We start from the raw sequence: 26,318 nt of genomic DNA, 5'->3' as shown, positions 1-26,318 counted from the left end.
AACCTGGGGCGCGAAAATCGCGCCCCCTCTACTACCGCGGCCCAGCGCATGGCTGGGCTTGGCGGTACGGCAATTTCCTACTTGCCTTCGCTTTGACTCTTGGCTGCTTCCAGATCTCGTTCACACTGTGCAATAGCGTCGCGTAGTGACTGCTGATGTTCTTCGCGACGACGCTCTTGTGCACCGCTTCCTTCTCCACGTTCAGCATCGCGCTCCAACTCACTCAAGTAGGCAGCGTTCGCCGCAGCTAGAGCTGCTGTTGCTTGTTCCACGGTTTGACTCATCGATGTATCTCCTATCGGGTGCGCGAAAATCGGGCCTCTCCTACGGGCTTAGCCCCGACTGGCGGGGCTTGCGGTGTGGCGGCGATTTCCGTGCTATTGGGCGTTGCTTGGGATAACGCCAGCGCGTTCGCTGCTGGTCAATCGCTCTTGCTCAGCAGCGATGAGTTCATCTTTTTCATCCTGGCCCAAAGCATCCCACTGATTAAACTCGTCAGCCTCAGCGTTCCAGCGACTAGCAGCGATTTGAGCGGTACTCGTAGAGTCGGCGTTCATGGTGAGTTCCTACAACTTTTCGCTATTAATCTTGCATCGGGCTAAAACGGCATTGATGCGCGCTTGTAGTTCCGGTTTAGAGGCCGCGGCCTCGCGTAAATCAGGTAGCTGCTCCAACACCAGATCAGCCACATTCTCGCCAAACTGGTCGATAAGCCTCTCCAGATTACCAACCGTTTCTTCGGGGGCTATGAGCTCGCGGCTCATATTGGCGATGAGCGATGCTGATGCGCAGTCCGCCTCATCGAGTTGCAGCACCCTGATTGGAACAATATCCATGCCCAACTTCGTAGCCGCAAGCCACCGAACCATGCCTCCACCAGGGGTGATTTCATATCGGTTGCCCACCTTACGTACGAGGATTGGCTCCAGAATACCAATGTCTTTGATACTGGCAGCCATAGCGTCCACCCGACTCTGGCTAGGTGGGATAGCGTGAGTGCTATCGGGCAAGATTTTGCTGGTTTGATATGCCGTAGGTGTGCTCATCTCTGTTTCCCTACCAGTCGGAGCGCTGAAGGCGGTAGGTGCCCGGAAGGCAGTTTTCAGCGTGGCTCAATTTCGCCTCGGCCTCTTCCCGGTCATCCGCTCTATCAATGGCGAGCCAGTCACCATTCAGCTGACGTTCTTCGACGTACCACACCGGCTCGGTTGCTTGAATATCTTCACCCAAGGTCGACTGTCCATCACTGTCCTTGGGATGAAGCCGCTCCAATTGCGACTTGTCCTGGGTAATCGTTACCAGCCGGGGTGGGAACTTTTTGAGTGAAAGCGCCGCCGCTTCGGCGAATACGTCTTTACTTTTATCTGTCATGGCTACCATCCTGCTCGATCATGAGGGGCCAAAGTGCCCTGTACCTACTGCCGTAGCCCGCGCTCGGCGGGCTGAGTGCATTACCCGAGGCGCAGGCCGCCCGTGAGTATGTCTAGGGTGGAAGTGTCTTTGCTGCTTTGCTGCTACGCATGCAGTCCCCCGTTGTTCAGAACGTTAGCCGTTGATCTCGTCATCGCGGAGGGGACGTGCCACCTCGCTGACAAACACGATGATTGCGGTAAGGCCGATGGAGTAGCACCAGTAATGTACTGTTGCTATCAGACCCTTGAAGGTCATCCACGGGGCCAGGTACCCAAGGAAGAGGGCCATGACGGCGCCGAAGCTGAACAGCGCAGCGGTTACGCATAGCCATGGCTTGGGTGAAAATCGTTATCGGCCTTGCGCAGCTCTAAGCCGCCGATCTGCATTGTTTCCATTTCGCTCATGGAGTTGTTCTCCTCGATCAATCTGCGAGTAGTAGGCGAGCATCAAAAGCGTCATCAGGAACCTCAACGCCCCACCACTCCAACGCTCTCTCTCGAAAGAGAGCCCAGTCAGAAGCTTTTGGCTGCCCGTGCGTACAGAGACGGCATTGCGGAATGCCCGCCATCTGCTCTGTGACTGTCGTGTGCAAGTCGATTCCCATCCGCCCAAAACGACCTACTGTCGATCCATCCGAAGCATGAATCCACACAGCATTTCTTGCTTCGGATAGTTGAATTTCATAAGTGGTCATGTGGTGCCGTCCGGTTTTCCTTGGTCAGATTTCGGTACTACCAACCCATTGGGTGCCAAGGTAGCCATCGGCGCCGTCACGGGTGATCGCTTCATGCTGCATGGCAACGTCCAGCAGTTGCTCATGCGTCCAACCGGATACCGGCGCTGTCACCGTCACCAGCACGTTGCCGGCGAGCGAGCGGATTTCGAGGGCATGGTGCTTCAGCGTGGCTAGCAATTCCGGCTCTCCTGGGCGCTGATCTGTAACGAGACTCAACATGGCGATTTCCTATCACTCGCTGATAATCGCCTGACCGGCAATTGACAATGTAACCGGCGACCGCAACACACCTCCGTTGCAGATAGCAGCAGAGCAGGCATTCAAAAGTTGTTGAGCCAAGGCCATAGCCTCTTGAGCGCTACCAATTTGAATTTGCAGGTAGTCAGGATATTTCGACTTACCATCGACGATCTGTTCCCCTTCGCCCTGGACGAACAGAAGCTGGCTGTCCTGTCCTGCTGCGGTGAATATGGAATCCAACATTTTTGGGGTAGTACCTGGGATAGCGGTGCAAATCTGGCTGGTAATTTCTTCGCTGACTTTCATGTCTTCCCCTGCTCGATCCTGAAGGCCGAAAGTGGCCTGTTCCTACTGACAAGGCCCGCACGGGGGGGGCTGTTGATGCAACGGGATTTACCCGCCTTATTGAGCGCCGCTGCATCAGTGACCGTCCAATCGAGCTTTTCGCCGGTCACTATTGCCGCTGCCATACGTGCACCCCGAGTAGTGCGGAAGTAGCGGGGTAGCTCGTCTAAATCACGACCGCCCAAAGAGTGAAAATTGCAGTCGAGGCAAAAGAGAACAGACGAACCCTCTTCATCGCGGCTGATCCACAACTCTTTACCTTGTGAGTCCTTCGTCTGTAGCACGACGGTATTCATCGTCTCTCTTCCTGCTCAATACTGGGCGCAGATATCGCCCCTTTCTAGTGCCGCTGCCCATCTTGAGTTGGGCTTGGGCGTCCTGTTCGGTACTTGGATTCAGCGTCTCACGGCTAGCCGGCAACGCAAGGCCATGATCTGCCTAAGCGTGCCTCCAGGTGACTCAGCGAAGTATGTTCAGAGGATAACGGCCTCGATAGAAATCCCAACCCAGATCCGGCATTTTCCCACATTCCAGCAGCTCGCACCCGATGACGAATGCAGCACGGATCAGCTGACGGATTTGACCAGATCCAAGAGACGCAGCTCGTCGGGGGGGCATCCAGGGCTATCTGTTTGGATTGGACGGGGAACTAGGTTGATCCTGAGAGAGTTGGGGCGGTCCTCCTGCACAGCTTAACGGCAGGCCCGACGCGGAGTTCACGGAAAATCAGTTGCGCCACCCCTTGCTCCACCCGCACGCTGAAAGTAGAGCTGACCAATCGAGTTGGCATAGACAGGGCAACGTGATGACGATGTTGACGATGACTGATAACTGGATGTTTTTAGAAGCTGCTGGGGTGCTCTTATTGGTTTTCTTGGGCGCGATCACCCTCAGGCGATGGTATCGCAAAAAAAGCGCCCCACCTGACTGGCCGGAGGGTGAATATCGGTAGAAGCCGCTGGGAGCGCCCTACCCTTTGCTACGGCGCGGGTCTTCACTACGCGGGTATGTACGCTCGTCCTCAATCTGCCCGCCGCTGGTGTGGATCTTCACCGAGCCGGTACGCCCCTCCATGAAACCGGGCAACTGCTCCAACAACTCTGCCTTGGTCGCGGCAAACAACAGCGCCTGGCTGTCCCCCTGGCGGTGAAGCTTCCAGCCGGTGCCCTCGGCAGTTACGTGATAGTTGTCCATCGGGTTCTACGAAAATGTGGGTGGTATAGGTTGGGGCTCGGTTGTGCCGCGGAGTTCCAGGTGATCACAGCACGTCCGTATCCTGTTCCTCCCGGTACTGCCGGAAAATCTCCTCCTCAATGTACTCGGCGTAGCGTTCGGCCAACGCGGCGCAGCCGTTTCGCCCTAAATCAGAGGGCCGGCCGTGCACGTCAAAGATCACGCCGGAGACGACGCGAAATTCAAGTTCGCTGTAACCCTGCGCATCCCAATCGCTATTCCACAGACCAGGTCGAGCCTCCTCGATCACCAGCTCTGTGATTTCACAAAGGAGCACGCAGGCTTCCGCCTCAATGGCCACCTCATACACGTTGATGCCCTACTCTGCTTAGGCCAGATCCGTATCGCTTTCGATGCTGATCCCCGCTGCGGGTTTGTCTTCACGCAGGCCGATGAACACTGCATGCCGCACCTTGCCGGTGGGAGTAATCTCCAAAAATTTGACTTCAGCTACCAGCTCGGGCGTCACCCAGACCACCTGCACGCCTTTGATTGCGGGCGGGTTCACTACAGGTGCGCCATCGCGTTTCAACGGCCTCAGCCGCACAAGCAGCTCATCCAGCTGATGACCGTTGAAGCCTAACTTTACCCGGCCGGCATACTTCAACTGGCCGGCATCATCATGAAGACCGATCAACACTGATCCAATACCAGCGCCAGCACGGGTGTAACCTACCAGCACAAATTCTTGCCTGTTGTTGCATTTGAGCTTGATCCAGTCGCCATTACGCGTACCGCTGTACACGCTGCCGCAGCGCTTGCCCACCAGCCCCTCCAGGCCAAGCTGACATGCACTGGCCAAAAGCGATGTCGGATCAGCGTCCAACGTAGTCGAGAAGCGCACGCGCTCGAGGTCGCACTGTTGCAACAGCACTTGCAGAAGCTCACGACGTTTCTCCAAAGGCCAGCCACGCAGATCAGTGCCATCTACGAAGGGAAGATCGAAGGCGTAATAGACAAGGGCATCGGTTTGCCTCTGGCTAAATGCCGCTTGCAGGGGCTGGAATGCAGGCCTGCCCTCCCCGTCTAGCATCACAATCTCGCCATCGACCCAAGCCCCACGCACAGGCAAGCGGGCCAGGTCCTGCGCCAACATTGGCATGCGCGAGGTCCAGTCGTGGCCATTTTTGGTAATCAACGCCACGGCCCCATCGAGACGAGCCATCAAACGATATCCGTCTAGTTTGATCTCGTAGAGCCATTCGCCTGGTGGGGGACGCCCTACCAGGTTGACCAATTGCGGAGGAATACGGTCAGGGATCACCCCTTTCTTCGACGCCATGCTTTTGCGCCTCAGCATTACCCGATACCCAATGGAGTGTCATATCCGCTCGAAAGGTCCGCCATTTGTCCAGCCGGAGCTAGCCGCGCCGTGCGGCCTGCATTACTGTATATGCAAACAGTATTAGCCGGTGCTCCATGAAAGTCGTGTCAATTCAGCCACTCCGGAACTCCAATCAGGCGCTGGCGGTCCTCGCCGGCTCAGCTGCGGGCGGGTTTCCAAGCCCTGCTGCGGACTATTACGAGCCTCCTATTTCGCTCGATGAGCTGTTAAACATCCGAGCAGCGCACGTCTTCATCGTGCGTGTGGAAGGCGAGAGTATGCGTGACGCAGGGATTTACGACGGTGGCGTCCTGGTCGTTGATCGATCAATTACTCCCTGCCCTGGCCATATCGTCCTGGCTTACGTGGATAACCAGCCACTCGTTAAGCGGCTGGCCAAGGCTCCTGATGATAGTTGGCTTCTGGAGTCGGCCAACCCTGCATACAAGACCATTACGCCCGACGATTACGGATCGGTCGATGTGTTTGGCGTAGTCACCTGGGACCTGACCAAGCATGTGTTCTGAAACCTCTCGACCGATTTACGGGCTGGTGGATGTCAACTCGTTCTATTGCAGCTGCGAACGTATTTTCCGACCTGAGTTGAGACAGCGTCCTGTCGTTGTCCTTTCGAACTCGGATGGTTGCATTGTGGCCCGTACGAACGAGGCCAAAGCGCTCGGACTGAAGATGGGCGACCCTTACTTCAAGGTGCGCAATTTCCTTGAGCAGAATGGTGTTGCTGTGTTCAGTAGCAACTACACCTTGTACGGGGAATTGAGCCACCGCGTAGGGGTGGCCATCGCCTCGCTGGTCCCGGAGTGGGAGCGGTATTCCATCGATAAGAGTAAGTTGTATAGTGCGGACGCCTAAGCTATTGAGTTCTATCTATGGACATTGTTAAGCGTCCCAGGGGCGTTGAATGGCGACGCTAGAGCGCATTCATTTCGTGCCCCATTACCTCGTGCGCAGAGAGAACGCCGTCGCATACTCCCCCAGTAGCAGCCGGCCATCCATTGAGGGCTTGCCCCAAATCTTTTGGGCAGACTATGCACCTTGGAGGGAGGCAAACCTGTGGGCAGTGGAGCGAGCAACGACTGGTGACGCTTCTCTTAAGACCGTTGCCAGTAACATGAATGGCCTTCTCAATTACGCTAAATTTCTTGAATCTCGTGATTTGCAGTGGTTCGAGTTTCCCGCTCGCAAAGCTGACCGCTGCCTGGTGCTATACCGAGGGGCGTTGATCAAGATGCGCGATGCCGGCCAGATCGGCCCATCCACGGCGTCTGAGTACATGCGCAATTGCATCATGTTCTATCGGTGGGTAAGGCATAGGGAGCTTCTTTCTCCACACGTCCAGCTGTGGCGGGAAAAACCCTACGTCGTTAAATACTTCGACCGGGTGGGGTTCGAGCGAACGATCAGCGGAACCACCACCGACCTCAGCATCCCGAACCGTAAGCGCCCAGGCCAAACGCTTGAAGATGGGCTGTTGCCAGTCTCGGAGACCGATCGCGATGCAATTCTGGATTTCGCCGCAGAGAACGCCACGCCCGAGCTCTACCTCATGTTGGCCCTTGGATTTTTTACCGGGATGCGGCTCGGCAGCATCTGTGATCTCAAGATTCAGTCTCTGGAGCGCGCCGCCCCCGACCCTTCCGCTGAAGGGCTTCTACGCCTTGCAGTTGGTCCAGGCGCAGCTCCGCCAGTGCACACGAAATTCGGTGTGACTGGCCAGGTCTGGATACCCGAAGCGTTGCGTGATGAATTGCTGGAATATGCCAAAGGCTGGCGGAGGATGGAACGAGAGGCGAAAGCCTCGCCCGAGAATCGTGATTTGCTGTTCTTGACCCGCTTTGGTAACGCCTATGGCAGGCGCGGCACCGATCAGTCATCTGCTGTGAATGTTGAGATGTCCGAGTTTCGAAAACGGGGCGTCAAAGCAGAACTACAGGTGCTCCGTAAATTCCGCTTCCATCAGTCGCGCTGCACCTTCGGTACCGAATTGGCACGTCTGGCGCTATCGGCTTGTGCCGATGTCGCTATTGTAATTGCGACGGTCAGCGACGCGTTGCTCCATGGGCCTAACTCTGAAGCCACCACCTTCAAATACATCCGATTCGTACAGGCACTGCCGATCAAACAAGCCCTCTCAAATAGCTTCATGGCGGCATTTAGCGGGATCGGCGCTGGGGCGCGGCACGATGGATAGTTCCGAATTCGACCTCACTTTCCCGATGCTTGAGTATGGGGCCACTGAAACGCCCTGGGACCTCCGGCCGCTGCTGTTTCGCGGAGGTGCAGCAGCAAAGGTGAAGCATGTGGGCCGCCAGATCGCGCAGGGCGAACTCGGCAGTCCCTTGCCGGAACGTTTCGAGCTGGTGACGCAGCTGCATGAGCACATGACTGACGACCTTGCTGGTGGCGGAAGTCGCTTCTCGGTGCAGAACAAGATCAGTGCATTGCGCCGATTCTTTGCCTGGATCGATTCAGAAAACGTGAATCTCAGTCTCGAGACGGCGGCCGACACGTTCATTCGTTGGACCGATCACTTGCTCCAGCGTCATCGAGTCGAACGCAATTTCAGCGATGGGTCCCTGTACGATCTCACCAGGCTCACGGCGACGATGCTGGACCGAGCATTGGACCGCCAAGCAAGCCTGAGCAAGAGCACACGTATTCGCAAGCCGCGCGGCAAAGGCAAGGTACATACGAGCAAAGCGGACAAGCAGAATCTGCAAAACACCTTCGCATTCGGACACCTTCTAGCTGACGTATGCGAGGCATTGACCTGGAGGGGGACAATGGCCCCCCTCCCAGTTTGTATTTCGTTACGCACCGGCCAAGTGCTGGAACTATGGTCGGGATTGCAGAGCCCCGAGAAAGTAGCGGCCCGCCGTACCAGGCCGCAAAACCAAGCGCAAATCGAAGCATCCCTGGCGGCGCGTGCCGCCCACGATGCAGATCGGACACTGCGGACCCGTTTCCCCATCGTCAATTTACGGATCGAGAGTGAATTGCTGATGTTCATCGCCCAGACCGGTCTGAACCTCCAGCAAGCACATACCCTGCGGGTTGAGCAGTTTCATTACACCAGCCACATAGACGGCTACCAGGTACGTACCTACAAAAATCGACGGGAAGGAGAAGTGCTATTCGAGATCTTTGCCAGTTATCGAGAGTGGTTCGAGCGCTATCTCGAATGGCGTTCCGAATGGTTTCCCAATGAGCCGGATGGTTTGCTCTTTCCGCTTATACGTAGCGGGGGACGAATCCTAGAAGAGGCGACGCAGTTCACGAACGTTACGCGCATCTGCCGCGAGCTTGGCATACCGATAGTGAGACCGCGAAAACTGCGCGGGACGCGCATCAACTGGTTGCTTCGGGAGTCCCAGAATCCCCAACAGGTTGCGGAGTTGGCCCAGCATACGGTGCAAACGCTGATACGCGTATATGCCGACCCCCATCCGCAGATCGCTATGGTGGAAATTACGCGCTTCCATCAGCAAACCGATCCGTCCCTTTCACCTCCTGCTCCTGGTAGATGTGTATCGGCCACACCTGAACCAGTGGGCACGATGCCGAAGAATGGTCCGCGACCCGACTGCATCAATGCTGCCGGTTGCCTGTTCTGTACCCAGCACCGGGATATCGAAAGTGAGGATCATGTGTGGTCTCTCGGTAGCTTGCGCCACCTCAAATCGCTTGAACTGGCACGCTACCGCCCATCCAGTTCGGGTAAGCACCTGACGACAGAGCATCCGGCCCTGCTGGTGATCGATCGGCTGACGGCCAAACTGCGCTTCTTCGAAGAAAGTAGCGAGGTCCGCAGGCTTTGGGTCGAAGAAGCCAGAGCGCGCATAAGTGAAGGTGACTACCACCCGGCCTGGGATGGCTTCATCCGATTGGCAGAACTGCGACAAAGATCAGCATGACGAAAAATATTCTTTCCGAACTTGGCCTCGGCATCGACTCGCCCCTAGCGATTCCTGATGCGCCGAACTACCGTCCGCCGTGCTGGCCACCGCAGCGTGATTGGCCGGTCATCATAGATGCCGCTGGCCAGGTGGTGAGCCGTTGGGGCGATGCCATTTGGCGGCTCGACCCATGGGCGGGAAAACGGCTCACTCTCAATTTCGGCGATGGCCCAGATAAGAAATATGTCGCCGCGATCGATCCTGCGAACGCCGATTTATTGCGGACCGTAATCGGCTGGTGGCTATACGGCCCCAATGGAGCCCGTGGATACCGAGGCCTGAAAACGCGCTTCGACCAGATGCGTCGGCTGTTCGTCTTGTGCACTCAAGAAGGCATTCTCGCATCCGAACTGAGTCATTTTCCGCGCGTTGCCGACCGTCTCCCGGAGGTGCTCCAGGCTTCCCGGTCCGGTGAGTTCTTGGCATTGCTGCACGAACTGTACGAGCGGCGGGATGCGCTGGGGTTCACCTTGTTGGATCGCGCAGGGTTGGCACGCCTCGCAGCGGCCATGCCCGACCACCAGAAGCTCCAGACCCCCTATATCCCGCCCCGCATTTGGCACTATCAAATCACACGCTTGCGCGAATGCCTGGATGACTTTTTGGCGCATCGAGGCCAAGTCGAGGAGTGCTTCCGCTTCTGTCTGGCTGCCTATCGGCACAACTCTGCCAGTCTCCAAGGACAACGCAGGCCACAATCGTTCTATCCGTTTCAGTGGCCGTCGGATGGATCAAACGGAAAGTGGACTGGGCGGCAGTACTACGGCCCATTCATCGACACCGCGCATCGGTTTGGCATGGTGGAACTATTTCGTCGCTGGCTGGGAGTGAGCGACGACGAAATTCGCATTCAAACTCTGAGTCGCTACCTCAACCTCGTGAGTCGATCTGGACTGTGCTATCTGCTGAACTTCAGCCTCATGCGAGTCGAAGAGGCTTGGAACCTGCGCGCCGATTGCTTGCACATAGAACGTGATCCGCAGTTTGGCGACATCCATGTATTGTGCGGACGAACGACCAAGACGATGTCGGATTCTGAGGCACTTTGGGTGACGTCCCCGTCAGCTCAGGTGGCAGTTGAAGCCATGCGTGTGGTCGCAGACCTCCGCGCAGAATGCGACTCTCCCCCCGGCGAGGCCTCGGTGCCGGATGATCCGGCCAAGCGCTATCTGCTTGATTATTGCCTTGAACCGTGGGGAACGAAGTTCACCAAGATCAACCGCACGATTCGGCCATCGATTCCGAGCTATGCCCATGTGCTTCAGTGGTTCGACAAGCTGTTCGACCGTGAGCAATTGCGCATTACGCCGGAAGATTTCGAATTGGCTCGGTTGGTGACGCCGACGCTGACCGACGAGTTTGCGGTCGGCAAAATCTGGCCGTTGGCCTGGCATCAACTCCGACGAACCGGCGCAGTGAATATGCAGGCATCCGGGCTGGTCAGCGACGCTTCATTGCAGTTTCAGCTAAAGCACGTCGCCAGAGCGATGAGTCTCTACTACGGGCAAAACCATTCCAGGGTACGGCTGGAAGAGAAGGCCCATACCTACTACGTCCGCACCATGTACGAAACTTTGGGTAGGCAGCTGCAACAGCTGACGAGCAACCGATTCGTCAGCCCCCACGGCGAGAAGCGAAAATCTGAGATTGTCCGCCTAATCTCAGCCTCTGATGCTAAGAAAGCGATCAATCTGGCTAAGAAGGGGACGGTCACTCATCGACCGATTTTGCTGGGCATCTGCACGAGCCGTACCCCCTGTCCCTATGGGGGCATCGACAATATCGCTCGCTGCGGAGGGGGCGACTCCCCCGGAGAAACCAAACCATGTGCGGACGTTCTCTATGACCCCGAGCAACTCGACGAAGTCGAAGTGTTGGAGGCGGTATTGGATGAGCGCCTGGCCGCTGCCGAGGTAGACAGTCCGCTAAGGACTTCGTTGGAAGCCCAGAAACGTAGTGTGGAGAATTATCGCCATGTCATCCGGCAAACATGAATCCGCTGACCCGGCTAAGCGAATGAGTGCCGGCGAGCAGTATCGCGCAGCGTTCGAGCGGCTGAAGAGCAACAAGCCCGAACGACTGCCGAAGGGGACGCCCGTAAGTCAGAACAACGTTGCCAAGGAGGCCGGCAGCGACCCCTCTGCACTGAAAAAAGCTCGTTTCCCCCTACTGATCGCTGAGATCCAAAAGTACGTGGAAGGACACGCTGAGCAACGTCCGCCATCAGTGCGCCAAGTCAGCTTATTAGCCCGCAGAAAAAATCGTGGACTTCGAGAACGGATCGAGGAAATCACGCAGCAGCGTGACCACCTAGCCAGCCTACTCAGTGAGGCCGACGCCACCATTCTTGAGCTGTACGACCGTATTGCGGACTTGGAGCGCCAACTGCCGGCCTCCAATGTGCTTCCTCTTGATCCGCGAGGCCACAAAAAACTTTGAAACGGAGAGCTCGCAATATTCGAAAGAAACACAGCCATGCCCGACCAGCCCGGCATGAAACGTCGGGCTAGCCGCCGAAGAGCTTCTTGCGTTGCGCGGTCCGCTCCCGGCGTAGATTCTCGTAGGCAGTTCGGCGTTTAGTCGCGTTTTTGATTAATTCCAGGACCTGGGCGATATCGCCGAGCAACTCCTCACGCGCGGGAAGCGGTAGTTGGCGCTCGCCTGGGGTGTCGTGGGCCTCGGTAGCTTCGCAGGCCCGCGCATACACTGCCAGCAACTGCTCCCACTCCTCTGCGGGGTGGCCAATGACAGCACCAAATGCTTCTACGCTCACCACATCGCTGAACGGCTGGACGGTATTGTTCAAAAAAACCTCGCGTATGGCGCGCTCGACAGTGCCTCGGAGGCTTGAGTATCCCGATGCGATTTGCCGCTCAAGCTCATCATCCGGGTCGCTGCCGACCGGAACGTTCAGCGCTTTCGCACGACTTTCGAGATCGGCCAGGCGGGCCTTGGTGTCCATCGTCGTCCACGTCAGCCCCTCGCTCACTAGTCCCGGCGACTCGTCCCAACCGATGGTCTTGTAGCTGGCCGAGCGATCAGCGCGCTGAAGCGCCATCGCGAGCTCGGTCAGGAACACCGCATCATGGGTGAACACCAGCACTTGGCGGGTCTCAGCCAGCGCTACCAAACGCCGAGCTATGGCCCGACGATATACGTGATCCAGCGACGTAGACGGATCGTCGAAAATAACGGTCGAAGTATGTGGCAGGGATTCGAGCTCGGCGAGGAACATAGCCATCCCCAACGCGCGCTGCTCGCCCTCTGACAGCACCTTGGAGGCTTTCGCCGTGATTTCCTGCAGGCGCAGCGTGACCTTGGTCACCCCCAGCTCTGTGCGCCCGCTCAGGTCGGGTTGCACCCGTCGCTTATAGCCCAGGGCTTTCAACTCAGCATTCATAGAAGCGGCCAGAGCCTCGGTCACATGCGTCGCCGCCAGGGACGTCAGTTTGCGTGACACTGCCGCTGGGTTGAGGGCGGCATGGCAGCGGCTCAATGTGGCATGGACCTGACTGTCCTGAACAAAGCGCTCCACCGCGCCAAGCTGGTTGGCGAGGCGTTGTCGGGCTTCTAGCTCTGCCAGTTCTTGGGTCAGCGCCAAGCGTAGAGCGGGATCGGCAGAGGTCCGCAGGGTATTGGCGTCGACTCGGAGCGAAGCAGCTTTGGCGGCGAAGAGACTATCGAGGTTTGCTTCGATAGGAAGCGGTTCTGACTCGGGGGACCAGTTTCCAGTTTGCAGGGCTTGGCTAACCCAAGTATGCCGGGCGGTCCAGACCGATGCCGCTGCGGTGATGGCAGCGTGTAGGTCGGGCAGTCGCTCCTCCACGTCAGCCCGTGTTGGCACATCCAGAACGTTTAGATCGACAGCCTGCACCTTCCCTAGAGCGTTCATGCGCGCAAGCGTGGCGGCTTGCGCATCCGCCGTGGCGCTGTCGGCGACAAATGCCGCGAAACGCCGCATGCGCTCCGAGGCATCCGTTGAATAAGGTTGCTGGCAGAGTACGCAGTAAGCGTCCGGTTCCAGGTGCGGGAAGGGATGTTCAGGGTATGCCGTCTGCTGAGAGAAAGCCTCAGCGGCTCGGTACATCGTTTGCCAGAGTTCAGCTCCTGTGCCTTCCAGCAGCGTGGCGGTGGGTGAGGACGTTACCGGCAACTCCATGGCGTTCAGTGTGTCTCGATCCTGAAGACGCGCTTGCGCCAGTTGCATGGCGAGATGCGCGGTTTTTTCCGTTGTAATCAGTTCCTTTGCCCGTGCTATGGCACGATCATTCACCCAGCGCTGGACTTCCTCGGCTCGACGCTGCGCCTGGTCCAAGCGTGTCGCCAAACGTTCCAAGGCCAGCGCCTGCGGCACAGGATCGCTTTCCAGTAATGTCCGCTTCAGAAACTCCAGTCGCCGGAGTTCATCGTCACCGACCGTCCCTAATCGAGCAAGCACGGCGCGGTCCGAGTCCCCACCTAATTTGGCGATGTAGCGGCCGACTTCGGTGTCACCCTTCAGCGGTTCGAATTGCCGGGTATCCAGAGCCAAGGCATTGCGTTCGGTCCCAATCCGTGCCTGTAAATCACGCTGAAGTAGGACCAGGCGCGTCAGATGAGTGAGTCCGTAGGGCTGAAATGCAGGGGTCCCTTCCGCGTCGATGTAGTCATTGGCACAGGCCGCGTCGTAGACCGAGACCGAACTCAAATGCAAATGGGCCGGCCCGTTCTGGACCCAACGTGCGGTTTCCGGAGTGCCATCCACCAAAATGGCGAAATCTGCTGATGGCAGTCTAGCTGGGGTTGCCGCCCCAAAAGCGTCGGGCAGGACCTCCACCCGATGCCGAGCGTTGCAGGCATTCTTGAAGACGCGGGCGTAGCCGGATTTGCCGGCGCCGTTATGACCAAAGAAAATGGTCATGCCCTCCGGTGCGAGGTCAAAGGCACGACCGGACGGGAAGCCGTTTACCTGGTCTAGCCCCGAGACACCCACCAACCGCACGGTTGCGCCACTTCCGGCGCCTGGTACGTCGTCCAGCGTGAATGGCCGTGCTCCCCCCGTGGTTGCGTCTTCCCGTTCTTGCTCGCGAACCATTCGCAGAATGGTCTCGATGTCATCTTGGGTTAGTTCGGCCCGGGCAAATATCCGGCGCAGTGCTTCCTGCTGCCAGGGTCTGAGTCCGCCGGCCCACCCAATAATCTCGTCCAACAATGGCATATCCGTCTCCTTTCCAGATCCGCCGATTAAAGGCCGCGCCCAGTTGGATGGCAAGTGGCCAGCGCCTTCGAGGTGCTTCGCCGTGTTCCGTTTGCCTGCCTTCCTGACCGCCACCCTAGTGGCTTGTCCGGTCGTGACGCTACACGGGCAGAATTTCTGCATGCTGGCCAGTATCAAGCCGCTCTAAAGTCCGCTACCGGAAAGCGCTGTTTAGCGGTGAGAGACGGGGAAAGTGCGGAAGCTACTACCGACGCAAGCGATGTGGTGAGCAGTCCTCAGGTATGTGCGAAATTGCACTCCTCTTGACCACCAATTTGGGTTGGCGTTGACCACGGATTGCGTTCAACTTGACCAGGGCGTGTCACTGTCACGACCGTCAGAGAACGGCCAAAAACGGACACCGCCAACCCGTTGGAAAAAAACTGAGCGTTGCTTTCCGTTAAGTTTGGTAGTTGCAAGCCCCGTTCAGGAAGAATTGCTCGATCAACGCCGCCATACCTGCGCGTGCGATACGGCCGCGGCGCTCGGCGTCTACCAGGCCGAAGATCAAGGAGGAGAAGATTTCGGTAAGCGCCGGGGCACCGATATCGATACGGAATACGCCCAGTTTTTGCCCGCGTAGAAAGAACTCGTCCAGCGTTTCTGAGTAAGGCAGCCATCGGCAGCCGCCTGCATCTAAATCAAACGTGTCCGGGCGCCACTGAAATGAGAGGAAAACCAACAACTCCCTGTGAGTCAAATGGCCTTCGATCAGGCGATGCAATGCGTCCAAGGGCGCCGACTCAAGATCGGCATCGGCAATGACCCGATAAATAACCACCGAACCATGATCCAGAAGCATCTCGATCAGGTTGTCGCGGGTGCCGCAAAACCTGTTTAGCGTCGCCTTGCTGACTCCCGCTGCCTGGGCTATTTCTTTGAACGTGGCTCGCGGGTGGTCAACGATGGCGATCGCCAGGGCCTTCAGCAATTTCTCATCGGCAGCAGTTAAATCCATCGGTCACTCTTTATCTATCGCAGGCAGATGCGGGTATTTTGCCTAGAACACTCATTTTTCTCAAAGAGGATACTAGCTTTGTTCACATCAAAATCAAATGAGTCAATATTGACTCATTTGATTTTGGTGTGCATTATGCGCGGCTTCGACTACGTACTGGCTTCGTGCTTGGGTGAGATATGAACAAATTTCGCGAGTGGATCACTTTTTCCGTGATCTCCTGTTTGGTCGCCGTGACCCTGGTTGGCTGCGACAAGCCCGAAGAGCAAGGGGAGGAGGCGCCGGCGCGTGAAGTCGATGTGCTCAGCGTGCAGACCGAGCCCTTCACCGTGGTTGCCGAGCTACCAGGACGCATCGAGCCGGTGCGTGTCGCCGAGGTGCGCGCGCGGGTGGCGGGGATCGTGCTCAAGCGCACCTTTGAGGAAGGGGCCGACGTGAAGGCCGGCGACGTGCTGTTCCAGATCGACCCTGCGCCGTTCAAAGCGGCCCTGTCGCGGGCGCAGGGTGAACTGGCCCGCGCCGAGGCGCAGTTGTTCCAGGCCCAGGCGATGGTTCGCCGATACGAGCCGCTGGTGAAGATCAACGCCGTCAGCCAGCAGGATTTCGACAACGCCAAGGCCGCTCTGCAGAGTGCCCAGGCCGACAAGCGATCGGCCCAGGCCAATGTCGAAACCGCCCGCCTGGACCTGGGCTATGCCGAGGTTCGCGCACCCATTGCCGGACGCATCGGCCGAGCCCAGGTCACCGAAGGGGCGCTGGTAGGCCAGGGTGAGGCGACTCTGCTAGCGCGTATCCAGCAACTTGATCCGGTGTACGCCGACTTCACCCAGCCGGCTGCCGACGCCCTGCGCCTGCGCGCGGCCATCGCCGAGGGCAAGGTTGCCGGCGCTAGCGACCAGCCGTTGTCGCTGCGCGTCGATGGTACCGATATCGAGAGCAAGGGCACGCTGCTGTTCACTGATATCTCGGTGGATCGCAGCACCGGGCAAATCGCCCTGCGAGGGCAGTTCGACAACCCCGAGGGCGTGTTGCTGCCGGGTATGTACGTGCGTGTGCGCACGCCGCAGGGGCTCAACCAGAACGCCATCCTGGTGCCGCAACGTGCCGTGCAGCGTTCGGCTGACGGCCAGGCCAGCGTGATGCTGCTGGGCGAGGGCGATACCGTCGAGGTGCGCCAGGTCACTACTGGCGCCATGCAAGGCTCGCGCTGGCAGATCAGCGAGGGCCTGCAGGCCGGCGACAAGGTGATCACCAGCTCGCTGGCGGCTATCCGTCCGGGCGCCAAGGTCATCCCACGCGAGCAAGGCGCCGCCGAAAAAGCTCCACAGTCCCAGGCCCAGTAAGCCGGAGAACCATTCATGCCCCTGTTTTTCATCCGACGCCCCAATTTTGCCTGGGTAGTCGCCCTGTTCATCTCGCTAGGTGGCCTGCTGGTCATTCCGTTCCTGCCGGTGGCACAGTACCCCAACGTGGCGCCGCCGCAGATTACCGTGACCGCCACCTATCCCGGCGCCTCGGCGCAGGTGCTGACCGACTCGGTGACCAGCGTCATCGAGGAAGAACTCAACGGCGCCAAGAACCTGCTGTACTTCGAGTCCACCAGCAACGCCAACGGCATAGCCGAGATCACCGTCACCTTCCAGCCGGGGACCGACCCCGAACTGGCCCAGGTCGACGTGCAGAACCGTCTGAAGAAGGCCGAGGCGCGCATGCCGCAGGCCGTGCTGACCCTCGGCATCCAGACCGAGCAGGCCACCGCCGGCTTCCTGCTGATCTATGCGCTGAGCTACACCGATGGCGACAAGGACTCCGATGTCACGGCGCTGGCCGACTACGCGGCGCGCAGTATCAACAACGAAATCCGCCGGGTACCCGGTGTCGGCAAACTGCAGTTCTTCGCCTCCGAGGCGGCCATGCGCGTGTGGATCGATCCGCAGAAGCTGGTTGGCTACGGCCTGTCCATTGATGACGTGAACAACGCCATCCGCGCGCAGAACGTGCAGGTGCCGGCCGGTGCCTTCGGCAGCACGCCGGGTTCCAGCGAGCAGGAGCTGACGGCGACCCTGGCGGTCAAGGGCACCCTGGACAACCCGCAGGAATTCGCCGCCATCGTGCTGCGTGCCAACCAGGACGGCTCGCGCCTGACCCTGGGCGACGTGGCACGCATCGAGGTCGGCAGCCAGGACTACAACTTCGGCTCGCGCCAGGACGGCAAGCCCGCCGTTGCCGCCGCCGTGCAGCTGTCGCCCGGTGCCAACGCGATCCAGACCGCCGAGGCGGTCAAGCAGCGTCTGACCGAGCTGTCGGCCAACTTCCCGGACAACGTCGAGTTCTCCGTGCCGTACGACACCTCGCGCTTCGTCGACGTGGCCATCGACAAGGTCATCATGACCCTCATCGAGGCCATGGTGCTGGTGTTCCTGGTGATGTTCCTGTTCCTGCAGAACGTGCGCTACACCCTGATCCCGTCCATCGTCGTGCCGGTGTGTCTGCTTGGTACCCTGACCTTCATGTACCTGCTGGGCTTCTCGGTGAACATGATGACCATGTTCGGCATGGTGCTGGCCATCGGCATCTTGGTGGACGACGCCATCGTGGTGGTGGAGAACGTCGAGCGGATCATGGCCGAGGAAGGCCTGGCGCCGGTGCCGGCGACCATCAAGGCGATGGGGCAGGTGTCCGGGGCGATCATCGGTATCACCCTGGTTCTGTCGGCGGTGTTCCTGCCGCTGGCCTTCATGGCGGGTTCGGTGGGGGTGATCTACCAGCAGTTCTCGCTGTCGCTGGCGGTGTCGATTCTGTTCTCGGGCTTTCTCGCGCTGACCTTCACCCCGGCGCTGTGCGCCACGCTGCTCAAGCCGATTCCTGTAGGCCATCACGAGAAGACTGGCTTCTTCGGCTGGTTCAACCGCAAGTTCACCAGCCTGACCAGCCGCTACACGAAGCTCAACGACAAGCTGGTGCCGCGAGCCGGGAGGGTGATGTTCATCTACCTGGGCGTGGTGGTGCTGATGGGCTTTCTCTACATGCGCCTGCCGGAATCCTTCGTGCCGGTGGAAGACCAGGGTTACATGATCGTCGACATCCAGCTGCCGCCCGGCGCCACCCGTGAGCGTACCTCGGCCGCTGGTGGAGAGCTGGAGTCATTTCTGATGGCCCGCGAGGCCGTGCAGACGACCTTCCTGGTGCTTGGCTTCAGCTTCTCCGGCATGGGCGAGAACGCGGCCATTGCCTTCCCGCTGCTCAAGGACTGGTCTGAGCGTGATTCTTCGCAGTCGCCGGAAGCCGAGTCGGTTGCGGTCAACGAGCACTTCGCCAACCTCGATGACGGCGCAATCATGTCGGTACCACCACCGCCGATTGAAGGCCTTGGTAACTCCGGTGGCTTCGCCCTGCGCCTGCAGGACCGCGCCGGTCTCGGCCGCGATGCCCTGTTGGCAGCGCGCGATGAAGTGCTGGGCAAGGTCAACGGCAATCCGAAGTTCCTCTACGCCATGATGGAAGGTCTGGCCGAGGCGCCGCAGCTGCGCCTGGTGATCGACCGTGAGCAGGCCCGCACGCTGGGTGTCAGCTTCGAAGCGATCAGCAGCGCGCTGTCCACTGCGTTCGGCTCGTCGGTGATCAACGACTTCGCCAACGCCGGCCGCCAGCAGCGCGTGGTGGTACAGGCCGAACAGGCCGAGCGCATGACGCCGGAAAGCGTCCTGCGCCTGCATGTGCCCAACGACAGCGGCAGCCTGGTACCGCTGAGTGCTTTCGTCACCACGAGCTGGGAGGAAGGCCCGGTGCAGGTCGCGCGTTACAACGGTTACCCGTCGATCCGCATTGCCGGTGACGCCGCGCCCGGCGTGAGCACTGGCGAGGCGATGCTCGAACTGGAGCGCATCGCTGCCGAGCTGCCCGAAGGTATCGGCTACGAGTGGACCGGGCTTTCGTATCAGGAGCGGGTCGCCAGCGGCCAGGCGACGATGCTGTTCGCGCTGGCCATCACCGTGGTGTTCCTGCTGCTGGTGGCGCTCTACGAGAGCTGGGCGATCCCGCTGACGGTGATGCTGATCGTGCCGGTCGGCGCACTCGGCGCGGTACTGGCGGTGACTGCCATCGGCCTGCCCAACGACGTGTACTTCAAGGTCGGCCTGATCACCGTGATCGGCCTGGCGGCGAAGAACGCCATTCTCATCGTCGAGTTCGCCAAGGACCTGTGGGAAGACGGCTACTCGCTGCGCGATGCCGCTGTCGAAGCCGCGCGCCTGCGTTTCCGCCCGATCATCATGACCTCCATGGCGTTCATGCTCGGCGTGGTGCCGCTGGCCATCGCCACTGGCGCCGGCGCTGCGAGCCAGCGCGCACTGGGCACCGGGGTGCTGGGCGGGATGCTCAGCGCGACCATGCTCGGGGTGATCTTCGTGCCGATCTTCTTCGTCTGGGTGCTGTCGCTGCTGCGCACCAAACCTCAGCAAACCGACAACCATCCCCTGCATAAAGCGGAGTAATGCGATGACCTCTCACTTCATGCTCCGTCGCGCTCTGCTGCCCCTGGCCATCGCCGCCCTGGCGGGGTGTTCGCTGGCCCCGACCTACGAGCGCCCGCAGGCACCGGTCGCGTCGCACTGGCAAGCCGCCGACGCGGAGGGCGCCCGTGCCCAGGCGCTGGACTGGCAGACCTTCATCGTCGATGCCGACTTGCGCCGCGCGGTGGATACGGCGCTGAGCAACAACCGCAGCCTGCGCCAGGCGCTGCTGGATATCGAAGCTGCGCGTGCCCAGTACCGCATCCAGCGTGCTGATCGCCTGCCTTCGATCAACGCCAATGCCAGCGGCAACCGCCAGCGCCTGCCTGCCGATCTGTCGCAGACCGGGCGCTCGGAAGTGACCAGCAACTATCAGGTCGGCCTCGGCCTCGCGGAGTACGAAGTCGACCTGTTCGGCCGCGTGCGCAACCTCTCCGAGGCCGCGCTGGAGACCTACCTGGCGACCGAGGAGGCGACCCGTGCCACGCAGATCAGCCTGGTTGCCGAGGTCATCCAGGCCTACCTGACCCGCGATGGTGCGCTACGCCGCATGGCCCTGGTCGAACAAACCCTGGACAGCCGCATGGCCTCGCTGGAGCTGGTCAGCCAGCGCCGTGCAGCGGGGGCCGCCACCGCCCTGGATTACCAGGAAGCGGTCGGCCTTGCCGAACAGGCTAGGGCCGAGCGCGAGAGCACCGAACGCCAGTTACGCCAGGCGGACAACGCCCTGGTCCTGTTGCTCGGCACGCCAGATGCCGCTCGCCTGCTGCCCGCGACGCCCCGCGACGACCTGATGGTGCTGCAGGACATCGCCCCCGGCACCAGCTCGGAACTGATCGAACGGCGCCCGGACATTCTCGCCAGCGAGCACCGCCTCAAGGCGCGCAATGCCGATATCGGTGCAGCTCGCGCCGCGTTCTTTCCCCGGATCAGCCTGACCGGTTCGGTGGGCAGCTCCAGTGCCGAGTTGTCCGGATTGTTCGATGGCGGCTCGCGGGCCTGGAGCTTTGCCCCGACGCTGTCGCTGCCGATCTTCGCCGGTGGCCGCAACCGCGCCAACCTGGACCTCGCCGAAGTGCGCCAGGACGCGGCGGTGGCCGACTACGAAGGCACCATCCAGACCGCCTTCCGCGAAGTGGCCGATGCCCTGGCCGCCACCGACACCCTGCGCCGCGAGGAGGCTGCCCGCCAGGCTCTGGCCGGTTCCAGCGAGGCTGCGATGGCCCTGGCTAAGGCGCGTTACGAGGGCGGCGTGGACGACTACCTGCGTTATCTTGACGCCCAGCGCAGCACCTTTAGCAACCAGACCACACTAATTCAAATCAGCACGGAACGGCAGATTGCGCTGGTTGACCTGTTCAGGTCTCTGGGCGGTGGCTGGGGCCAAACTGAACCGATGGCCGGGATCGGCGCTGAGTGAGCAAAGCCAGGAGTCCTGCATCCGAAGACCGGACTCTGGCTCCATCACCGGTGAGCTACTGGTCATCGACGGGGCAATCGTCTGATCGAGAATAAGACTGTCTGACGACTGGCAGGCCTATGGATTATTGGTGGCAGCAGCTAACGGCTCTATAAAGAGCTGCAAAAAATCACTGTAACGCATGATTGACTGACTGCTTCTGGCCGGTTTCTGCCTGTTGCGTCTCTGCTGCCCACTGGCCAAGTCGGATGCACGCGGTGGTCAGTACCAATGCAATTGACTGGTCAAATGGGTGCAATTGCGCAGGTATGGACTTCAAGCCCCAATTTCCTGGAAAAGAGGTTCTTTCTATGGACATCCGACATCAGAGATTGAGTAGCGGAATGTCTGAGCTGAAGTCATGTCCATGGCTGTTCTTCTTTCCTTTAGATTGATGAGCTGTTCGTGAAGCTCGATGGGCTTCCCGAGCCGATCATCGAAGTGGGCCGCGCAATTCAATCTCGCGTGCTGGAGTGGACCGCGTTGCCAGTAGGTGTCGGTATAGGTCACACGAAAACCCTAGCGAAGGCAGCACAGCACGCCTCGAAGGTCTGGCGTGAGAAAACAGGCGGAGTTGTCGATCTGCGCAAGCCCGAGGCAGTTGAATGGCTGCTCCGTCGAATGCCGGTAGATGAGGTGTGGGGTATCGGCCGTCGCATGCGCGCAAACCTGGCCACTGACGGTATCACCACCGCATGGGAGCTTTCGCAAGCAGATGCGCGGGCTATGGGGCGCAAATACAGCGTAGTGCTCGAGAAGACGATCCGGGAGCTCTGCGGCGAATCCTGCATGGACCTGGAGCACACCGCGCCGGCGAAGCAATCGATATGCACAAGCAAAATGTTTGGCGAGCGGGTGCGCACGAAAGAAGGGCTTGGCCAGGCCCTGGCGTCTTACATTCATCGTGCGACAGAGAAACTTCGCAGGCAGCGTTCACTATGTGGTGTGTTGCGGGTTGGAATTCAGACGTCGTTTCATGGCGACGGCCCGAAATACGCCAATGCCGCGACGGTGGTACCTGACTATCCAACCGATGATGTGCGCCAGCTTACGCGGTGTGCTCTGCGCGCCCTGGAAGGAATTTTTCGCCCAGGGTACGCATACAGCAAAGCCGAGGTCCTGCTGATGGATCTGCGCCAGCGAGGAGAATTCACACAGGATCTTTTCCGTCCGAGCCAACCGGTGCGTTCTGACGCTCTCATGGCCACGATGGATAAGATCAATCGACGGTGGGGCCATGACTGCCTCCGGACAGCTGCTGTACCAAAGGCGCCAGAGTGGGCAATGAAGCGTGCCCTGCTCAGCCCAAGCTACATGACAGACTGGGATCAGCTATGGCGGGTGTATTGCAAATAGGGGCTGCACCCAATCGGCGATCCCACCCCAATATCTTGTCCGGAATCACAAAGGCAGATCCCGAGGCCCGGTCGATCGACTATTCAGGTCGCTGGCGAGGCCATCAGAGGGATGGTGGGGCTTGAGCTGCCGTGGCCATGTCAGCCGCCCAATCCCGGAGATAACCTGGAACGATGAGCTTGTGTCGAGCCCTAGACCCTCCAGTGTAAAGGGCAGCAAAAGCCCTGCTCGCGGCGATACGGTCACCAGGCCTGACCGGACTGAGCAGATCTGGCGCGAGCATCACCGCATTAATCTCAGTGTTGCGTGCGTCCATGACCCTTCCGAGCTGTAGCTGCGCAGCTCCTGTTGCATCAAGGCTGAGTAACGAGGCATCGAACTCTGATGAGCTATACCCCTTACTCAGCATCCGGTCGATCCGCTGGAAGCTACTGTTTTTGCTCCCCATGTCCGCTCGAAGATCCTCCCAGCTGGTGTACCTGAAAAGGGCACTATGGGTTGGGCGCACCTGATCATGAAAGAGGGCGATGCAGTCAAGAATGAACCGGCGGAAGGTATTCACTGCGCCAGGCAGCAGGCTGAACCGCGCGCCAGCATTGGCCAAGCGCTGAAACCACTCGAATAATCCCCACTCAGAATCAACTAGGATCGTGACGGCTCCGTTGGGAACCTCTGGCTTGTCGTAGTAAATAACCTTCGTCTCGATGTCGCTGTTGCCCTCGAGCGATGCCAATTTCAAGATCGGGTGCTTGTCGATCAGGGGGTTTATTACGCCCTCGATCTGTCGGCCGGCACGAATGGAATGGGTGATCTCGTGCTTGCGGAGTGTGCTAGCCCGTTGAAAATAGCTCCCATCCAGGCGCTGGCATGCGTCACCCAGGGTAATTACGGGTTGTGGGCAGCGATCGAGAAAAGCCGAAAGTGGCCAGCTCAGATCGTGCGCCTCGTCGACAATGATGTGGGTAAATTCCTGGCCTATAACCGCTTCATGCAGCAGGGTCATGCGCTTGATGCGGTGGTATCCACGAAGTGGTAGCTCCAAACGTGCATCAGTTGGCTCAATGGTCTGGTCCCACAACCGCTGCGCATATCCCACCAGCACCAAGCGGTCCATATTTTCGAGGTTGATCCCTTTGGGAATGTGCTGTTCCGACAAGGCAAGATCATTGCTGTTGCAGAAAGAGGCGACCATTCTTGAGCAAGCCGTAGCTACATGGGACGGGCTGAGCCTACCTACCTGGCCGAAGCCTAGTCTGGATGCGATGTCTTGGGGAGTAACCTGGTGCCGGGCCGAGGCGCGCTTTCCCGGCCGGGCATAACCGATATTTCGCTCGAGCACATAGTTGGCCAGATCTCCGAACGTCATTCCTCTCACATGCGCGGCTCCGATTCGCTGCATCAGCGCCTGAAGCTGAACCGCGGTGAAAGCCAACACGAGTGGACGACAGAAAGAAAGCGAGTCCACCAAGCGTTCAATCATGTGGGTCTTGCCGGTACCCGCGAGCCCCTGGATATGGATGCTCTCATCAGGCTCGGCATGAATAATTCGGAAGGTCCTGCTCTGCTGATTTGACAGAGAAATTGTCTTTCCCGATGAGGTCTCGAATGAGTGCTTGAGCGGGTTCAGGTTTTGGGCATGCGTCGCGCAGAAATTGAAGTCCCAGTGCCCGTCCTTCAGGTATTGCTTTGCATCTAGCGCCTCTGCATCAAGGAAACGGAGCCGCAGTCGGGGCATAAGCGCCAGCCCCTGTTCAAACAACTCACGCTTAAATCGCCCAGCAATGAGGCCAGAAAACGTACCTGCCGGATGGGTAAGGGCCAGATCAGTGCCCACAGAAATCAACTCAGCCAGCGCCTTCTCCACCAGCATTTCGCTTTTAGGCTTTCCGTTCAAGGCGGGCAGGTTTTGGATGACGGCTACCGAAGCCACTTGGGCCACGTCCCACTGCCCCAGTAGGACACGAGCAACACTACTCGGATCAACCAGTGAATCGGCCTGGGAGGCCAGCAGTGGGATGTAGAGAACCGGGTCGCTCACGCTTTTTTCTCGGTGAAATGAACATCGTTGACCGTCACCAGCACTACTTGCCGGCGACGGGCCCAGCTACCCAGTGTATGCCAAGCCAGCTGAAGGTCACACTGCGTCACCGCCGGTACCAGTTGAGCTGATAACACCTGGCGTCCTCGGGAATCTCGTCAGGTGGCCATCGTAGACAGCCAAGATACAACCGGTCAGGTCGGCTCGGACTGGGCCGGGTAACTTGTACCAGGTAGGCCGACCCACCGGAGGTCAGGATGTAATCACCAGCGCTCAAACCATCCGCGCCGTCGATGTAGAGCTTACAAGGGGTGAAAAGCTGGCGGCGGCTGGCCATACGTCTCTTTACAACCCAAGGGGCAAGTCATATACCCCGAAATGCTGGTAATCCGCAGCGGCGGATCCAGCAGGATGGGCAGCGCGCCAAGCTTTCAACTGGTCGTGATATTCAACCCATGCCTCATCACTATCCAGATCCGTTGGGAGCTCAGGTGGGCTTAGGTGGTAGTCGATCAAGCTTTCCAGCCAACTATCAGCCTGCGCTCGATCTTCAAAAACTCGCAGCGGTATCGGCTGCTTATGGTCGTAGACTCTGGCGGTCGCCATCACCAGGAAGACTTTCTCCCGAGCCGCTTCGGCCAGAACAGTCCGGTCGCCTTGCGATTTTTCAAGTTCGGCCAGGTCCTGGGCCGCAACCTTCATGAGTTGAGGGTGGCTCTTAGCCGCCGTATTGGCGGCTTGGGTGGTCGGGTCTTTGTCTTTCATCGCTGTTACCTACTTCCCTTCGTCGCTGCGCTTAGCCTGCCATGCAGCACCAGCCTCAAACGCTTGGATGGCTGAGTGACCAAAGTAGTAAGGCGCATTGGTTACATGCTCATGCCCATCAGGTGAAAGCCCTCCGTTTGCTACGTAGTCCAAGCCGGCGGTATAGCGATCAGTGTCAAAGCTTTCACCTTCTGATGCTCGACAGGCCAACGGCTGCTCAGCTGATTTGTATACGCGCACCGCGCTTTCGGCAGCTTGCCTGGCCAGATCGTAGAACTCATCGCGCTCGTCATCGGTGATGATATTCGCATCTGCCAGAGCTTCGGCATAGGCACGCACATGCTCCTCGGCGCGATCGATGTAGCGGCGCTCAGCGCGGGCTATCTTGCTGAGCTTGATGCGCACCAGGTTGAGATACGTAGCTTTCGGGGCAGTAGCGGTGCTGGACATGTGGGGCAATCCCTTCCTTTGCCAGGGCGCGAGATTAGCGCCCTTTTACTGACTTAGCCCCGACGAGCGGGGCTGGGGAGAGAACGATTTATCACTCAATTCTGGATGTAGTTGCGCGAGCATTTGCAACGCTGTTCATAAAACGCAACGGCTTCACTGTCAGGCATGTTGGTTGGGCACGGTTGTAGCGTTTTTGTCCTATGGATGCACGCACAGCCTTCCTCAAAGTACTCACGGTTGAGTCTGAGGCGTTCCTGCTCATTTTGCTGCTCGACCT

Annotated in this window: 25 protein-coding genes and 1 pseudogene; 10 read left to right on the top strand and 16 right to left on the bottom strand. The window is 59.1% G+C overall.

The features are described 5' to 3' along the window. Positions 1-77: 77 nt before the first annotated feature. The 11 genes from IMX18_RS27395 to ligD form a co-directional block, all read right to left on the bottom strand. Complete coding sequence (locus tag IMX18_RS27395; RefSeq protein ID WP_217191435.1) at positions 78-284, bottom strand: hypothetical protein; 207 nt, start codon at positions 282-284, stop codon at positions 78-80. A 93-nt stretch (positions 285-377) separates the two neighbouring features. Continuing rightward, positions 378-557, bottom strand: coding sequence for a hypothetical protein (locus IMX18_RS27390; protein WP_217191434.1), 180 nt, complete (start codon positions 555-557; stop codon positions 378-380). A 9-nt stretch (positions 558-566) separates the two neighbouring features. Continuing rightward, positions 567-1,046 carry a ParB/RepB/Spo0J family partition protein gene (locus IMX18_RS27385; protein WP_217191433.1) on the bottom strand — a complete coding sequence of 160 codons (480 nt, stop codon included), beginning with the start codon at positions 1,044-1,046 and terminating at the stop codon, positions 567-569. A 10-nt stretch (positions 1,047-1,056) separates the two neighbouring features. After that, positions 1,057-1,371, bottom strand: coding sequence for a hypothetical protein (locus tag IMX18_RS27380; RefSeq protein WP_217191431.1), 315 nt, complete (start codon positions 1,369-1,371; stop codon positions 1,057-1,059). A gap of 463 nt (positions 1,372-1,834) precedes the next feature. Further along, the gene (locus tag IMX18_RS27375; protein ID WP_217191429.1) at positions 1,835-2,107 is read right to left on the bottom strand and encodes a hypothetical protein; all 273 of its coding nucleotides are present in this window, start codon (positions 2,105-2,107) and stop codon (positions 1,835-1,837) included. Between the two features lie 24 nt (positions 2,108-2,131). Then, positions 2,132-2,368, bottom strand: coding sequence for a hypothetical protein (locus IMX18_RS27370; RefSeq protein ID WP_217191427.1), 237 nt, complete (start codon positions 2,366-2,368; stop codon positions 2,132-2,134). A gap of 12 nt (positions 2,369-2,380) precedes the next feature. Beyond that, the gene (locus IMX18_RS27365) at positions 2,381-2,695 is read right to left on the bottom strand and encodes a hypothetical protein (RefSeq protein WP_217191425.1); all 315 of its coding nucleotides are present in this window, start codon (positions 2,693-2,695) and stop codon (positions 2,381-2,383) included. Next, complete coding sequence (locus IMX18_RS27360; protein ID WP_217191423.1) at positions 2,692-3,030, bottom strand: hypothetical protein; 339 nt, start codon at positions 3,028-3,030, stop codon at positions 2,692-2,694. Before IMX18_RS27360 ends, IMX18_RS27365 begins: the two co-directional genes overlap by 4 nt. A 673-nt stretch (positions 3,031-3,703) precedes the next feature. Then, entirely contained in the window at positions 3,704-3,928 is a 225-nt protein-coding gene (locus tag IMX18_RS27355; RefSeq protein WP_217191421.1) for a DUF2188 domain-containing protein, read from the bottom strand. Between the two features lie 64 nt (positions 3,929-3,992). Continuing rightward, positions 3,993-4,277: a hypothetical protein gene (locus IMX18_RS27350; protein WP_217191420.1), complete on the bottom strand. Its 285-nt coding sequence runs from the start codon at positions 4,275-4,277 to the stop codon at positions 3,993-3,995. Positions 4,278-4,295: 18 nt separating this feature from the next. Further along, positions 4,296-5,249: a non-homologous end-joining DNA ligase gene (ligD, locus tag IMX18_RS27345; RefSeq protein ID WP_217191419.1), complete on the bottom strand. Its 954-nt coding sequence runs from the start codon at positions 5,247-5,249 to the stop codon at positions 4,296-4,298. A 137-nt stretch (positions 5,250-5,386) separates the two neighbouring features. On the opposite strand from ligD, the gene IMX18_RS27340 reads away from it, so the two are divergent. From IMX18_RS27340 to IMX18_RS27315, 6 genes and pseudogenes are all read left to right on the top strand, one after another. After that, positions 5,387-5,818 carry a LexA family protein gene (locus tag IMX18_RS27340; RefSeq protein WP_217191417.1) on the top strand — a complete coding sequence of 144 codons (432 nt, stop codon included), beginning with the start codon at positions 5,387-5,389 and terminating at the stop codon, positions 5,816-5,818. Continuing rightward, positions 5,808-6,140 (top strand): annotated as a pseudogene (locus tag IMX18_RS27335) (Y-family DNA polymerase); the annotation flags it as partial. The gene IMX18_RS27340 and the pseudogene IMX18_RS27335, both read left to right, overlap by 11 nt. A 73-nt stretch (positions 6,141-6,213) precedes the next feature. Beyond that, the gene (locus tag IMX18_RS27330; RefSeq protein WP_034039555.1) at positions 6,214-7,503 is read left to right on the top strand and encodes a site-specific integrase; all 1,290 of its coding nucleotides are present in this window, start codon (positions 6,214-6,216) and stop codon (positions 7,501-7,503) included. After that, a complete protein-coding gene (locus IMX18_RS27325) occupies positions 7,496-9,226 on the top strand; it encodes a site-specific integrase (protein WP_034039553.1) in 1,731 nt (576 codons plus the stop codon). Before IMX18_RS27330 ends, IMX18_RS27325 begins: the two co-directional genes overlap by 8 nt. Continuing rightward, positions 9,223-11,262, top strand: a complete 2,040-nt coding sequence (locus IMX18_RS27320; RefSeq protein ID WP_155684878.1) for a hypothetical protein — start codon at positions 9,223-9,225, stop codon at positions 11,260-11,262. The genes IMX18_RS27325 and IMX18_RS27320 overlap by 4 nt, the downstream gene beginning before the upstream one ends. After that, positions 11,243-11,707 carry a hypothetical protein gene (locus tag IMX18_RS27315; RefSeq protein ID WP_023443007.1) on the top strand — a complete coding sequence of 155 codons (465 nt, stop codon included), beginning with the start codon at positions 11,243-11,245 and terminating at the stop codon, positions 11,705-11,707. Before IMX18_RS27320 ends, IMX18_RS27315 begins: the two co-directional genes overlap by 20 nt. Positions 11,708-11,774: 67 nt before the next feature. Here IMX18_RS27315 and IMX18_RS27310 read toward each other — a convergent pair whose 3' ends face one another. Then, the gene (locus tag IMX18_RS27310) at positions 11,775-14,465 is read right to left on the bottom strand and encodes an AAA family ATPase (protein WP_058131653.1); all 2,691 of its coding nucleotides are present in this window, start codon (positions 14,463-14,465) and stop codon (positions 11,775-11,777) included. 439 nt (positions 14,466-14,904) lie between these two features. Beyond that, a complete protein-coding gene (locus tag IMX18_RS27305) occupies positions 14,905-15,462 on the bottom strand; it encodes a TetR/AcrR family transcriptional regulator (protein WP_003152690.1) in 558 nt (185 codons plus the stop codon). 179 nt (positions 15,463-15,641) lie between these two features. Between IMX18_RS27305 and IMX18_RS27300 the strand changes: the two genes are divergently transcribed. The 4 genes from IMX18_RS27300 (at position 15,642) to IMX18_RS27285 (ending at position 22,788) form a co-directional block, all read left to right on the top strand. Then, positions 15,642-16,805 carry a multidrug efflux RND transporter periplasmic adaptor subunit TMexC3 gene (locus tag IMX18_RS27300; protein WP_034039546.1) on the top strand — a complete coding sequence of 388 codons (1,164 nt, stop codon included), beginning with the start codon at positions 15,642-15,644 and terminating at the stop codon, positions 16,803-16,805. Between the two features lie 15 nt (positions 16,806-16,820). Then, positions 16,821-19,955 (top strand): multidrug efflux RND transporter permease subunit TMexD3, encoded by a 3,135-nt coding sequence (locus IMX18_RS27295; protein ID WP_034065037.1) that lies wholly within the window; start codon positions 16,821-16,823, stop codon positions 19,953-19,955. Positions 19,956-19,959: 4 nt separating this feature from the next. Next, positions 19,960-21,393 carry a multidrug efflux transporter outer membrane subunit TOprJ1 gene (locus tag IMX18_RS27290; RefSeq protein ID WP_003152694.1) on the top strand — a complete coding sequence of 478 codons (1,434 nt, stop codon included), beginning with the start codon at positions 19,960-19,962 and terminating at the stop codon, positions 21,391-21,393. Positions 21,394-21,822: 429 nt separating this feature from the next. After that, a complete protein-coding gene (locus IMX18_RS27285; protein WP_217191221.1) occupies positions 21,823-22,788 on the top strand; it encodes a Y-family DNA polymerase in 966 nt (321 codons plus the stop codon). Between the two features lie 103 nt (positions 22,789-22,891). On the opposite strand, the gene IMX18_RS27280 is transcribed toward IMX18_RS27285, so the two are convergent. From IMX18_RS27280 to IMX18_RS27270, 3 genes are all read right to left on the bottom strand, one after another. After that, a complete protein-coding gene (locus IMX18_RS27280) occupies positions 22,892-24,826 on the bottom strand; it encodes a DEAD/DEAH box helicase family protein (RefSeq protein WP_217191045.1) in 1,935 nt (644 codons plus the stop codon). A 345-nt stretch (positions 24,827-25,171) separates the two neighbouring features. Continuing rightward, entirely contained in the window at positions 25,172-25,591 is a 420-nt protein-coding gene (locus IMX18_RS28150) for a hypothetical protein (protein WP_225903952.1), read from the bottom strand. A 9-nt stretch (positions 25,592-25,600) separates the two neighbouring features. Next, positions 25,601-26,041 carry a hypothetical protein gene (locus IMX18_RS27270; protein ID WP_217191047.1) on the bottom strand — a complete coding sequence of 147 codons (441 nt, stop codon included), beginning with the start codon at positions 26,039-26,041 and terminating at the stop codon, positions 25,601-25,603. Positions 26,042-26,318 lie beyond the last annotated feature (277 nt).

It is taken from the genome of Pseudomonas shirazica (genome assembly GCF_015168335.1).
Classification (GTDB): Bacteria; Pseudomonadota; Gammaproteobacteria; order Pseudomonadales; family Pseudomonadaceae; genus Aquipseudomonas; species Aquipseudomonas asiatica.
This window is presented reverse-complemented; position numbering and strand designations above follow the sequence as displayed.